The following is a 12953-nucleotide window of genomic DNA, read 5'->3' as shown; positions in this document are numbered from 1 at the left end:
TATAAACAAAATATAACAATATTATAAACTTAAAAAAATACAGTTATGAAGAAGATTTTATTGGCAGTTACAACTGCTTTAGCAATTACAGGTTGCTCACAGAATGAAGAATTTGATGCTCCGAATCAACAAACAAAGATTGATTTTACTTCAGTAGTAAAGAAAGCTACAAGAGCTGCAGATACAACTGGTGATAATTTTTTAGGATTTACAGTGAACTCTTATGTCACAGCTGCAGCCTATGATGGATTAGCTGCTTTAGGAGGAGATGTATACATGGATGGAATCTCATATACAAGAGATAATGCTGCTGCACCTTGGACTACTACCGATAAGGGAATATATTATTGGCCATCGATAAGTTCAGGAAAGAAAGTACAATTTTTTGCATACCCGACAACGGATCCTACGTCTTACTCTCTTCCATCTACTGGCTATCCTACAATTTCTTTTGCTGTTGATGATACTCCTGCAGCTCAAAAAGATTTAGTTGTTGCACACGCGACTGATGTAACTTCAGAGACACAGGGGGTAACTGATGGTAGATTGACCTTAGATTTTAAACATGTTCTAACTCGTATTAATTTTGCATTTATTCCTGGAGACCCAAATCTTACTTATAAAGTGACTGGTATTAGTGTAGCTAATGTTAAAGGTGGAACAGGTATATATAGTTTTAATAACGCTGATGGTGAATGGAATTTGACTAATGCTTCTGATGCTTCTTATATTTATAATGTGAAGCAATCATCAACTAAGGTTGAAAATAAGGAGTATTATTCATTAGCTGGTGCTAATGCTTCTTGGATGTTATTTCCTCAAGAAGTTGGTGGAAAAATTATATCAATAACATATTCTACAGAACAAGGTAGTATGGAGGTGTTTAAGGGGACTAAAACAGTAACTCTTCCTGATAATGCGAAGTGGACATTAGGCCAGAATGTATTGTATGTATTGACACTGCCTGCTGGTGCGTCTAATGTTGGTATTGATACAAATGTTAGTAATTGGAATTCTACATCAGAAGATGCAGAAACTGCTAAATGAGTTAGTATAAGTATTCTTACACTGAAAAATTAAGTTGCTATTTTCGGATTCCCAGCTTTTCCAAAGAACAAGCTGGGAATTCTTGTTTAAAAAAGCTAAATTGAATGTTGGTTTAGATTGAAATTATGTTTTTTCTTTTTTTCCTCCTCCTCTCTTCAACCTCTTTTTCACTTTTCTCTCTTTTTTTATGGCAATATGAAAGATTTCATATATTTTTGCTGGCAGCATAAACAAAAACAAACACAGTCAGCGTATGCCATCTATTTGTCAAGGAATCTGGGATTGTCAAATATGTCCAAAAGCGGTGAGTAATGCTATTACTCATGTGATTTATCAGCGTGGTTTTCATAAACCGGCTCAAAAGTGTGAAGAAAATCTTATCCTTTTTTTGATGAAGGGAGAAATACTGGTCAATAGTAAGGAATATGCAGGGACAATGCTTAAGGGAGGTGAATTTATCCTTCAGGCTATTGGTTCTATGTTTGAGATGCTTGCTATGACTGAATGTGAGTGTATTTATTATCGTTTTATCCAGCCCGAACTGTTTTGTGATTTCCGTTTCAATCATATCATGAAGGAAATATCTCCTCCACTTATTTATACTCCATTAAAAATAATTCCAGAACTGCAATATTTCCTCAATGGGTCTATTACTTATTTGAAAGGAGATAAAGTCTGTCGGGATTTGCTATCTCTGAAACGAAAAGAATTAGCGTTCGTGTTGGGATACTATTATTCCGATTATGATCTTTCGAGCTTGGTGCATCCACTCTCTAAATATGTAAACAGTTTCCAATATTTCGTTATTCAAAACTATAAGAAAGTAAAGACTGTGGAAGAACTGGCACAATTGGGTGGATATACTCTTAGTACATTCCGTCGTATCTTCAATAACGTCTTTCATGAACCTGTTTATGAATGGATGCTGGCGAGACGTAAAGAGGGCATTCTGGACGACTTGAACAACTCTGAATATAGCATCTCGGAGATATGCTATAAATATGGTTTTGAATCTTTACCCCATTTTTCTAATTTCTGCAAGAAATCTTTTGGTGCCTCTCCACGTAATTTACGTAGGCAAGACATTTCATAAATGCAACTATGTAAGATAACTGCGGTTCACCGGTTTCATCCAATTCTCTAAATGCCGATGAATAAGGTAACAGCGGGTGAAAGCAAGGGAGAAATTCAGGTGAAACTGAACCTTCCCGGTTTCACCTATTGAGTTTATTCATACCGACTGTTGGACATATAGATCCAAAGTGTTGGATATATAGCTTCAAGGTGTTGGATATATAGCTCCAAGATGCTGGATATATAGATGCAACAACTCAAGTATTAACACATGAGAACTAAGGTGTTAAGACCTGTCGGCCAAAGTATTACATCCGCACAGTTCACTCATTAACACCTGAAAGCGGATTTGCTATAAGCATATCCGGATTAGCTATAATGATAATTGTTTTAGCTCAAGGGATATTTTAATAAGACAGGTGAAAGCGGTAATGAATGATTTTACCTTATTTCAATCCTCGCTTTCACCCGTAATTCTCTCATTCATAACAGTTCTGGCTATAAGGTGAAATCGGTGAAACTTATGAATTAAAAGTTCATGTTACTGATCCGTATTAATAATAATTGTGATCTACTCATACATAAAGAAATCCCCTGTCGGACTAGCCGGCAGGGGATTCTGTCATTAATCAAATTAAGCTCTCGCTATTGAAATCTAGCAATTTCTAGTCTTTTAATTTTGCGATGATGAAGTCGCGGTTCAAGCGAGCGATGTTGCTGATAGAAATATTTTTCGGACATTCAGCTTCACAAGCACGAGTGTTTGTACAGTTACCGAATCCCAGTTCATCCATCTTTGACAACATAGCTTTTGCACGACGCAAAGCTTCCGGTTTACCTTGCGGCAGCAAGTTCAACTGGCTGACTTTTGCAGAAACGAACAACATAGCAGAACCATTCTTACATGCAGCTACACAAGCACCGCAACCGATACAAGAAGCAGCATCCATAGCTTCGTCAGCGATAGGTTTCGCGATCAGGATAGCGTTAGCATCCTGCGGAGCACCTGTGCGTACGCTTACATAACCACCAGCTTGCATAATCTTGTCGTATGCAGTACGGTCTACCATCAAGTCTTTGATGACAGGGAAACCAGCCGAACGCCAAGGTTCAACAGTGATGGTATCACCGTCGTTGAAACGACGCATATAGATCTGGCAAGTAGTAGCACCTGTTGCAGGACCGTGCGGGTGTCCGTTGATGTAAAGAGAACACATACCGCAGATACCTTCGCGGCAGTCATGATCGAATACTACCGGTTCTTTTCTTTCGCTGATGAGCTGTTCGTTCAGAATATCCAGCATTTCGAGGAAGGAAGTATCACCGGGGATATCTTTCATTTGGTAGGTTTCAAAAGCACCTTTAGCTTTCGGACCAGCTTGGCGCCATACCTTCAGTGTAAATGATATATTTTTATCCATTTTCTTCTAATTCTTTTAAATGTTTAACTTCACCGATTAGCTCTTGTAGTTACGAGTCTGAACCTTGATAGCTTCGTATACCAGCGGTTCTTTGTGCAATACCGGAGCCTTTTCATCATCACCTTGATATTCCCAGCATGCTACATAGAAGAAGTTTTCGTCATCACGTTTTGCTTCTCCTTCTTCAGTCTGGTATTCTTCACGGAAGTGACCACCACAACTTTCGTTACGGTTCAATGCATCGTAAGCAACAAGCTCACCCATAGTGATGAAGTCGTACAGACGGATTGCTTTGTCAAGCTCTACGTTCATACCTTCCTTAGAACCGGGGATAAACAAGTTCGTTTCGAATTCCTTGCGGATTTCTTTCAGTTCGGCGATACCTTTCTTCAGGCCTTCTGCCGTACGTCCCATACCTACATATTCCCACATGACATGACCCAGTTTCTTGTGGATAGAATCAACAGATTCTTTACCCTGGATGCTCATGAACTTGTCGATCTTAGCTTGAACTGCTTTTTCAGCTTCAGCAAATTCAGGAAGATCGGTAGAGAAACGAGGAACAGTGATCTGGTCTGCCAGATAGTTTTGGATAGTGTAAGGCAATACGAAGTAACCGTCAGCCAAACCTTGCATCAATGCAGAAGCACCGAGGCGGTTTGCACCGTGGTCGGAGAAGTTACATTCACCGATAGCGAACAGACCCTTGATAGTGGTTTGCAGTTCGTAGTCTACCCAGATACCACCCATTGTATAGTGGATAGCCGGATAAATCATCATCGGGTTATAATATTTCACACCACTGATTTCTTTAGCCAGTTCGCCCGGATTAACGTCAGTGATTTCTTCGTACATATCGAAGAGGTTACCATAACGTTGAAGAACAACGTCGATACCCAAACGGTTGATAGCTTCAGAGAAGTCGAGGAATACGGCCAAACCTGTGTTGTTTACACCGAAACCAGCGTCGCAACGTTCTTTAGCGGCACGGCTGGCAACGTCACGCGGAACCAGGTTACCGAATGCCGGATAGCGGCGTTCCAAGTAATAGTCGCGGTCTTCTTCAGGAATATCACTTCCTTTGATTTCGCCTTTCTGAAGTTTCACAGCATCTTCTTTTTTCTTCGGAACCCAGATACGACCGTCGTTACGGAGAGATTCAGACATCAAAGTCAGCTTAGACTGCTTGTCGCCATGTACCGGAATACAAGTCGGGTGAATCTGAACGTAAGCAGGGTTAGCGAATACAGCACCCTTGCGGTAGCAAGAGATAGCAGCTGTACAGTTACAACCCATAGCGTTAGTAGACAGGAAGTAAGCGTTACCATAGCCACCAGTAGCGATTACTACAGCGTGAGCAGCGAAACGTTCCAATTCGCCTGTTACAAGATTTTTTGCGATGATACCGCGGGCACGTCCGTCAACGATGACAACATCCTGCATTTCATAGCGGGTATACAGTTTAACAGTACCTACGTTTACCTGACGGCTCAATGCAGAGTAAGCACCCAGCAGCAACTGCTGACCAGTCTGGCCTTTAGCGTAGAAAGTACGGGATACCTGTGCGCCACCGAAAGAACGGTTGTCCAGTGTACCACCGTATTCGCGAGCGAAAGGAACACCTTGTGCTACACATTGGTCGATGATAGCGTTAGACACTTCAGCCAAACGATATACGTTTGCTTCACGGGCACGATAGTCGCCACCTTTTACAGTATCGTAGAACAGACGGTAAACCGAGTCACCATCATTTTGATAGTTCTTTGCAGCGTTGATACCACCCTGTGCAGCGATAGAGTGTGCACGACGGGGAGAATCCTGAATACAGAAATTGAATACTCTGAAACCCATTTCACCAAGTGAAGCAGCGGCAGAAGCACCTGCCAGACCCGTACCCACAACGATGATGTCCAAACGACGTTTATTAGCGGGGTTCACCAATTTCTGGTGAGCTTTATAGTTGGTCCATTTCTCAGCCACCGGGCCTTCTGGAATTTTTGAATCTATCTTGATCATAATATTATTTACAATTTAATCATTTACAATTTACTATTTAGCAAGCACCGCCACAAATCAGTGTTTTCACGAAGAATACCACTACTACCAGTGCGAAACCGAGTACAACAATCGTAGAATAGATGTTAGAAATGCATTTCCAACGATTGATCCATACTTTGTTGTTCCATCCCAGTGATTGCATAGAGCTCCAGAAACCGTGAGTCAGGTGGAACCACAAAGCAAACAGCCAAACGAGGTAAAGAACTACGTAAACCGGGCTAGAGAAAGTCTGCTGGATGTGATAAGCACCGTTAGCGGCATAAGCCAGCGTCAGTGTATCAGCGTGCATGCCCATGTTGTGCATCAGTTCCGGCAACTGCATTTTTGCCCAGAAGTTGAAGAGGTGCAAACCAAGACCTACGATAACGATCAGACCCAGCACCAACATGTTTTGAGATGCCCATTCTACAGTTTTTGGTTTGTCAACCACTGCATAGCGTTCGCTACCACGCGCTTTGCGATTCTGCATTGTCAGCCAGAATGCGTAGATGATGTGAATCACAAAAAGAGCGGCTAGTCCTGCGGTAGCCACTAACGCATACCAGTTTGCTCCCAGGAACTCACAAATCATGTTGTAACCATCAGCCGAGATGATTGCAACCAAGTTCATCGCCATGTGAAATGTTAGAAACAGGACAAGGGCGATACCGGTAACGCTCATCACCACTTTCCTTCCTACAGATGAATTACTTAACCACATAAATGATTGAATTTAAATTATTTAATTGTTAGAACTAAAATTTCGACGTTTTACACCTCTTACAGACTGCAAAAATAGGGGAAATAGATTGATTGAGCAAGGAATTAAAGAAATAATTCTTTAATAATGAATCAATGCGCTAATGTATCAATATGCCAGCCAGTATGTACGCATGGTGCAACTGATTGGCACATTCGTAGGATGAGGCTGTTTATTGTACTTTCCCGATTTTCTCACCGCCGGCTGCTTTCTTGCGTAAAGCGCGTGGGGTATCTCCGAAAGAGTCTTTACAAAAGTGGGCGAAATGCGACAGGGAGTCGAATCCGTATCTGTTACAAATTTCAGTGATTCGCATTTTGGTGTGCTGTAGGTCTTCCAGGATTCCTTCCCGTTTCTTTTCCAGTATCCATTCGTATACGGGCACACCATAGAGGTTTTTGAAAAGTCGGCGGAAAGTAGTGGTCGTATATCCTCCCAGATGCGCAAATTCTTCCACGTTCTTCACGTTGCTGTAATTCTGCATGACGAAATAGTGGAAACTTTCCGTATAAGTGCTGATCGGATAGAAGAATGAACCCAGTTGGGGCAGCGGATAGAAGTTGGTAATCAAGAAAACCAGTTCTTTGCATTTTAAGTCGATATACTTGCTGCAAGGGTTTTCTTCAGCGAGGAATTCGGGCATACTGGTGACAAGGTGGTAAAGCCTTTCACTCATAATCAGTGGAGTGTAGGTCAAAGGAGCTTCCGCCTGTTCCATCATTTCCTTATATCGGTCTTCGCAGAGCAAAGGTAGTTCGTTGAACCAGTAGACAACGTATTCAACATCTGTCAGTGCCAGTATTTCGACCTTGGAGCCAATAGCCTGCAAAACAATTTGTCTCTCGCGTAACGTTATTCCGGGATGCTCTTCGCTATTGATAAGTAATTCGCCCTTTATCATAAAAAGCATACAATTCTGTGTACACTTATCCTTGGGGATATGCTCTCCTTTAGGTAAGTTTCTATATACAAGGATATTCTCAACATTTTTTGGACATCCCGTACAGTTGGTATATTGTATGCAAAATGAATCTCCTGGCATGAGTTTTATGCGTGATTTATTATCTTAACGGAACAAAGATAGACTTTTTTTGCGGAAAATGGAATTCTTTCTTTTATTTATGTTTTAGTAGAAACCTGCAAATATTATTCTTATCCCTTTGGATGATGTTAGAGAATTCAATATTTATCTGTTTTAAATTTCTGAATAGAAAACTTTATGTTGATTTTTGGAAGTATTATAGTTGTTTTTGAACATCTGTTTGCTTTTGATATGCGTATTTTTGCGATCTAAACGTTTTAATTATCAATCATTATGCTAATGCTAAGAAAAATTGTATTCTTCCTTTTTGTGTTTGTTGGATTATCATTGTTTGCACAACAAGACTATATGGTCAGTTCTTATGTGCGGGGTAATTTTTACAACCGTGGTCGTATTTCTACAGAAAGCTTGCGGGCAAGTGACGACCTTATTTTCTTGAATGTTCATCCTAATAAAGACGGATCATTGTCATTCGAGAATCCGCGTGTATTTCAGGGAAAAGGGATGACCACTTGGGCAGGTTTGATTAAATCGGTTCGTGCAAAAGTAAAAGGTACAAAAGTGAAAATACGTTTGGGAGCTTCCAGTGGCGAATGGAAAGCGATGGTGGCCGATGAGGCCGCTCGTACGACGTTTGCAAAGAACATAAAGACTGTACTGGAAAAGAATAAACTGGATGGCATTGATCTTGATTTTGAGTGGGCAGAAAATGAGAAAGAATATAAAGATTATAGTTTGGCTATTCTGAAGATGCGGGAAGTGTTGGGAAACAAGTATCTTTTCAGTGTATCTCTGCATCCTGTTTGTTATAAGATTAGTAAGGAAGCTATTGAAGCAGTTGATTTTATTTCACTTCAGTGCTATGGTCCTTCACCGGTTCGTTTTCCAATAGAAAAATATTGTTCGGATATACAGATGGTATTGGAGTATGGCATTCCGAAGGAAAAACTGGTGGCAGGAGTTCCTTTCTATGGTGTGACAAAGGATAATTCGAAGAAGACAGAGGCTTATTTCAGTTTTGTACAAGAGGGACTGATTACGGAACCTGCACAAAATGAAGTAATATATAAGGGAGAGAAATATGTGTTTGACGGACAGGACAATATCCGCACTAAGACCCGTTATGCGATGGAGCAAGGACTGAAAGGCATGATGAGTTGGGATTTAGCCACAGATTTGCCGCTGGATGATTCTAAATCATTGCTCAAAGCGATGGTTGAGGAATTAAGAAAATGACCTCCCCTACAGGTCGCAGAGTTTCCTATTGGGAGGTATCAGAAGGGATTTTTCATTATTGTTCTGAATGATAGAGCAACATGAAAGTAAATTCTACTTCTGATACATCTTCCTTTCTCAAGATTGTATAATCTGCTTCAGGTAATCCGAAGGCGAGACGCCAAATTCCTCTTTAAAGCATTGACGGAAATACCCCGTACTGTTCATTCCTACTTTATAGGCGATTTCAGAGATGTTGAACTTCCCTTCAAGCAATAAACGTTCTGCATTCTGCATTTTCACTTTCCGGATATATTCGTTGGTCGATAATCCTGTCAGTGCTTTCATTTTCCGGTAGAGGGTGGAACCGCTCATACACATCTTGTCTGAAAGATAGGTAATATCAATCTTCTCCGAAGAGAGGTTTTCTTCGATTAAAAGGGTGATTTTTTCAATAAATTCATTATCCAGCTTGCTTAGAGCTTCAGCGATTACGATATGTTTTTCTTTTAAATCTGCCTGATTGCCCGGAACGGATTGTGTCTGGAATTGAGCTATCAGTTTCTTTCTTGATTCCAGCAGATTATTGATACGGCTGCGTAGCAGAGAAGCACTGAAAGGCTTTGTCAGATAAGAATCGGCTCCTACCTCGTATCCTTCTTCTTTATCTTGCAGAGAATCTTTGGCTGTCAATAGGATGACAGGGATATGACTGGTCCGTACGTCTTCTTTCAATTGCCGGCAGAGAGTGATACCGTCCATGACAGGCATCATAATATCGCTGACTACAATATCTGGGATGCGGCTAAGAGCTTGTTGCTTCCCTTCTTCTCCATTGTAGGCGGTGAGTACTTCGAACGAATCTGCGAAGGACTCGGCGATATATTTCTGTATCTCTTCATTGTCTTCTACAATCAACAGGATCGGTTTACCGGTATCCAGTGTGGTTTCTTGTGGATATTCAAGGCTTGCTTCCTGATTCGTATCTTCTTGAATCGGTTCTGTAGAATCTGCGTGTAAGGCATTGGGATAGATATTATCCGTCAATAGGCTGATATAGAAAGTACTTCCTTCGTTTTGCATACTTTCTGCCCGGATTTCTCCTTCATGCAGGGTGACCAGATTCTTCACTAGGGCCAAGCCAATGCCTGTTCCGGATGCCTGATGCTTGCCGCTTTCCTGATAATAACGGTCAAAAATATGTGGCAGGGCTTCAGCAGAAATTCCATATCCTGTATCACTGACTTTTATCTCTGTATAAGCAACTTCATTGCGCATTGTCTGATACAAACTTAGAGTGACGCGTCCCTGTTCCGTATATTTGATCGCATTGGAAATCAGGTTGTCCAAAACGATGGTAATGATTTCCTTATCAAAGAAAAGGAGCATTTCTTCTTTCTCTATCTGAATCTGGAAATCAATCTTGGTCTTTTGATTTAGTTCTTTGTATTTAAGCCCTATCTCATAGATCAGAGGAGCGATATTGCCTTTGCTGACACATAATTTCTTGTTTTGTGTCTCTGTCTTCCGGAATTCCAGTATTTGATTAATCAAGTTGAGCAGCCGTAGTGCACTCTGATGGATGACAGATAACTTTTGGGCTTGTTTTACCGGAAGTGAGGTCTCTTTTTGCATATCTTCCAGAGGACCGAGGATTAAGGTCAACGGCGTACGCAGCTCATGGGTGATATTGGTATAGAATCGCAGACGTTCTTGATTCAATTCCTGTTCTTGCTCATGGTTTTTCTTTTCCAGCGTATAGAGGCTTTCCAAATCCAGCTTCTTTTTATATGCATGCAGGATAAGATAAATGATGCTGATAGATACCAAAATATAGATAAGCTTTGCCCACCATGTCAACCAAAGAGGGGGATTGACACGGATGGTAAGTGAAGTAGCTTCTTCGGGCCATTCCTGATTATGTACCCTTGCTTTGATGAGGAATTCATATTTTCCCGGAGGAATGTTTCGGAAAGTGACGCTGTTGTTCTCATTGACGGTGTACCATGAGTTTTCAAGCCCTTTCAGCATATAAACATATTCCACTTGGTTGACTAGTGAGTAGTTTTGTACGTTAAATGTAAGTCCAAAGCTATTTTGCGCATGACTTAATTCTACATTCTGTCCTTTGGATAAATTGATAATCATGTCATTGTTTTCCAGATTGCTCAATCGTCCGAGTATTTTCATTTCTGTGATAACTGCTGCCGGAGCTGGTTGTTCGTTCATGGTGATATCGGGATTGAAACAGCATACTCCATTGATAGAACCGAAATAAATCCATCCGTTCTTGTTTTGTGTAACACAACTGCTTGAGAAACTTCCTGCCGGTACATCATCAGAGTGACTATAATTGTAAAAACAGTCTTTGCTTGTAACATAACAGCTGATACCTTTGTTGTTACTAAACCAGATATTTCCTTTTTTGTCTTCTGCTATAGCGCAGATATTTGTATTGATCAGGCCGTCTTTCCGTTGATAAGTCTTATAATTCAGTTCATCGGTAGACAGGAAACAAACCAATCCCTCTCCTGTTCCTATCCACATTCTTTTTTGTTTATCTTGTATGATCTGGTTGACAGTATTGGAACAGAAACCATCCCTTTGAGTGAACGTTTTGATTTTTTGTAAGTCCGGGGTGTATATACCAAGTCCGTCTCCGAAACTCCCAATCCAGAAACGTCCTTTCTCATCTTGAGCTATGGAGCGTATAAAGTCACTTTGTAGTTCGCTGTTTTCTGTATTGTAATGTCGGATAATCTCCATTGTAAGAGGGTTCAATATAACAATCCCTCCACTGTATCCTACCCAAATGTTGTGCTGGGTGTCTTCATAGATCGTACGGACATCCAGATTAGATTGCCCCATAAGAGAGATGGAACGGAATTTTTTATTCCGGTTATCATAATAGCTGATTCCCCCTTGGTAGGAACCAAACCATAAATTACCTTTTGAATCCTGCAAAGAGGCTAATATAAAATTCGAAGGAATATTTCCACTCTCTTTTTTATGGATAGCGATACGTTTCTCTCCTTCAAATACATTGATTCCTCCACCGTCTGTTCCGATCCAAACCCGTCCTTGTCTGTCCATACAGAGGCTACTGGCTACTTTGTTGTTCAAACCGTTCTCATTGTTTGGAATAGGGGAATAGCTCAATGTGGTGAACAAAGGTGGTTTACTACTGATAAAGTTGATCCCTCCTCCCCATGTCCCTATCCAAATATTATCAAAAGAATCCTGGAATATACATCGGGCACTTGCATTAGAAAGACTTCGGTTATCAGCACCCTCCTGTATATATTCAAGAGAAATCTCCTCTGGCGAGAGGAACATACTCTGTTTAAGGTTTAATATGGCAATGCCATTGAGTTCTGAAGCAATCCAAAGCCTATTATCTTTCAGTTGGCGGATAGATAATATACGGCTGCATAAAGTAGCATACTTGTCATTCTTGTTGTTTTTGAACGTTATGAAGTTTTCATTAGCATCATCATATAGAGCCAATCCGTTATTTGTACCTAACCAGATATTTCCATTTGCGTCTTTTATAATACAAAACACATCATTACCAGGCAAACTCATTGGGTTTCCGGCTTCGTTCCGGAAGTTTTTTACACTTTTATCTTTTGGAGAGAAAATACTGAACCCGCTTCCGACATGCCCGATATACAAATTTCCATCACCTCCGTCCAATACTGTCCATGTCTGGTCGCAAGGCAGACTGGGAACTGTACTTTTATTATAATGAGTGAATTGTCCGCTGGTGATATCAAGATATTCTATACCTCTATAATAGGTACTAATCCATAAACCATCATCATGTTGAGTGGAAGGAGAAATGTCTGTTACGTCATTCGTAATCAAACTATGTGGATTTTTCGGGCTATGCTGATAAGCGGTAAATGTTTGCTCATTATAATTATATGCATTTAGTCCGTCTCGTTGAGTGGCTATCCAAATAATAGGACGTTTCGTGTCAGCATACACCCGGTTAAGCTTGTTGCCGGTGATTCCCTGATTGTTATGTGCCAAATCATTTTTATAGTAAGTAATAAAACGGGTACCGTCAAACTTATTAAGTCCTTCTTCTGTGGCAAACCATAAGAACCCTTGTTTATCTTGTGTAATGCTGACTACATAATTATTTGATAATCCTTGCTCTATCCCCAATCTTTTTACGGAATGAGACTGGGCTATCAACTGAAAAGTTGATAACAAGAATAAAAATAGAATAGAAGCAATGTGTTTTTTCATAACTCGTGCTTATTTGTTTCAATTACAAGTCCAAAAATAGGAATAAATATTTTATTTAGAGTATACAAATCGTTCATTGCATGATTTGTGTAGTTCTTCT

The 12953-nt window shown here is 40.4% G+C and carries 8 protein-coding genes; 3 read left to right on the top strand and 5 right to left on the bottom strand.

Annotation, left to right across the window (positions count from 1 at the left end; genetic code table 11):
• Positions 1 to 45: 45 nt before the first annotated feature.
• Both Bovatus_RS15000 and Bovatus_RS14995 read left to right on the top strand, forming a co-directional pair.
• The gene (locus tag Bovatus_RS15000; RefSeq protein WP_004298491.1) at positions 46 to 1047 is read left to right on the top strand and encodes a fimbrillin family protein; all 1002 of its coding nucleotides are present in this window, start codon (positions 46 to 48) and stop codon (positions 1045 to 1047) included.
• A gap of 253 nt (positions 1048 to 1300) precedes the next feature.
• The gene (locus Bovatus_RS14995) at positions 1301 to 2140 is read left to right on the top strand and encodes a helix-turn-helix domain-containing protein (protein ID WP_004298487.1); all 840 of its coding nucleotides are present in this window, start codon (positions 1301 to 1303) and stop codon (positions 2138 to 2140) included.
• 646 nt (positions 2141 to 2786) lie between these two features.
• Here the strand turns inward: Bovatus_RS14995 and Bovatus_RS14990 are convergent.
• From Bovatus_RS14990 to Bovatus_RS14975, 4 genes are all read right to left on the bottom strand, one after another.
• Positions 2787 to 3542: a succinate dehydrogenase/fumarate reductase iron-sulfur subunit gene (locus Bovatus_RS14990; protein WP_004298485.1), complete on the bottom strand. Its 756-nt coding sequence runs from the start codon at positions 3540 to 3542 to the stop codon at positions 2787 to 2789.
• Positions 3543 to 3578: 36 nt separating this feature from the next.
• Positions 3579 to 5558, bottom strand: a complete 1980-nt coding sequence (locus Bovatus_RS14985; protein ID WP_004298483.1) for a fumarate reductase/succinate dehydrogenase flavoprotein subunit — start codon at positions 5556 to 5558, stop codon at positions 3579 to 3581.
• A gap of 37 nt (positions 5559 to 5595) precedes the next feature.
• Positions 5596 to 6300, bottom strand: coding sequence for a succinate dehydrogenase/fumarate reductase cytochrome b subunit (locus tag Bovatus_RS14980; protein WP_004298481.1), 705 nt, complete (start codon positions 6298 to 6300; stop codon positions 5596 to 5598).
• Between the two features lie 211 nt (positions 6301 to 6511).
• The gene (locus tag Bovatus_RS14975; protein WP_004298479.1) at positions 6512 to 7381 is read right to left on the bottom strand and encodes a helix-turn-helix domain-containing protein; all 870 of its coding nucleotides are present in this window, start codon (positions 7379 to 7381) and stop codon (positions 6512 to 6514) included.
• A 273-nt stretch (positions 7382 to 7654) separates the two neighbouring features.
• Between Bovatus_RS14975 and Bovatus_RS14970 the strand changes: the two genes are divergently transcribed.
• Positions 7655 to 8617 (top strand): glycoside hydrolase family 18 protein, encoded by a 963-nt coding sequence (locus Bovatus_RS14970; RefSeq protein WP_004298476.1) that lies wholly within the window; start codon positions 7655 to 7657, stop codon positions 8615 to 8617.
• A gap of 117 nt (positions 8618 to 8734) precedes the next feature.
• Here Bovatus_RS14970 and Bovatus_RS14965 read toward each other — a convergent pair whose 3' ends face one another.
• A complete protein-coding gene (locus Bovatus_RS14965; RefSeq protein ID WP_004298474.1) occupies positions 8735 to 12853 on the bottom strand; it encodes a hybrid sensor histidine kinase/response regulator transcription factor in 4119 nt (1372 codons plus the stop codon).
• Between the last annotated feature and the right edge of the window lie 100 nt (positions 12854 to 12953).

The organism is Bacteroides ovatus (assembly GCF_001314995.1).
GTDB classification, from domain to species: domain Bacteria; phylum Bacteroidota; class Bacteroidia; order Bacteroidales; family Bacteroidaceae; genus Bacteroides; species Bacteroides ovatus.
The sequence above is the reverse complement of the archived record's forward strand: the minus strand, read 5'-3'. Positions and strand labels throughout refer to the sequence as shown.

Bases quoted from the DNA above. Each gene is read 5' to 3' on its own strand.
- Bovatus_RS14985 (WP_004298483.1), bottom strand. From the start codon at position 5,558: ATGATCAAGATAGATTCAAAAATTCCAGAAGGCCCGGTGGCTGAGAAA.
- Bovatus_RS15000 (WP_004298491.1), top strand. From the start codon at position 46: ATGAAGAAGATTTTATTGGCAGTTACAACTGCTTTAGCAATTACAGGT.
- Bovatus_RS14965 (WP_004298474.1), bottom strand. From the start codon at position 12,853: ATGAAAAAACACATTGCTTCTATTCTATTTTTATTCTTGTTATCAACT.
- Bovatus_RS14980 (WP_004298481.1), bottom strand. From the start codon at position 6,300: ATGTGGTTAAGTAATTCATCTGTAGGAAGGAAAGTGGTGATGAGCGTT.
- Bovatus_RS14995 (WP_004298487.1), top strand. From the start codon at position 1,301: ATGCCATCTATTTGTCAAGGAATCTGGGATTGTCAAATATGTCCAAAA.
- Bovatus_RS14990 (WP_004298485.1), bottom strand. From the start codon at position 3,542: ATGGATAAAAATATATCATTTACACTGAAGGTATGGCGCCAAGCTGGT.
- Bovatus_RS14975 (WP_004298479.1), bottom strand. From the start codon at position 7,381: ATGCCAGGAGATTCATTTTGCATACAATATACCAACTGTACGGGATGT.
- Bovatus_RS14970 (WP_004298476.1), top strand. From the start codon at position 7,655: ATGCTAATGCTAAGAAAAATTGTATTCTTCCTTTTTGTGTTTGTTGGA.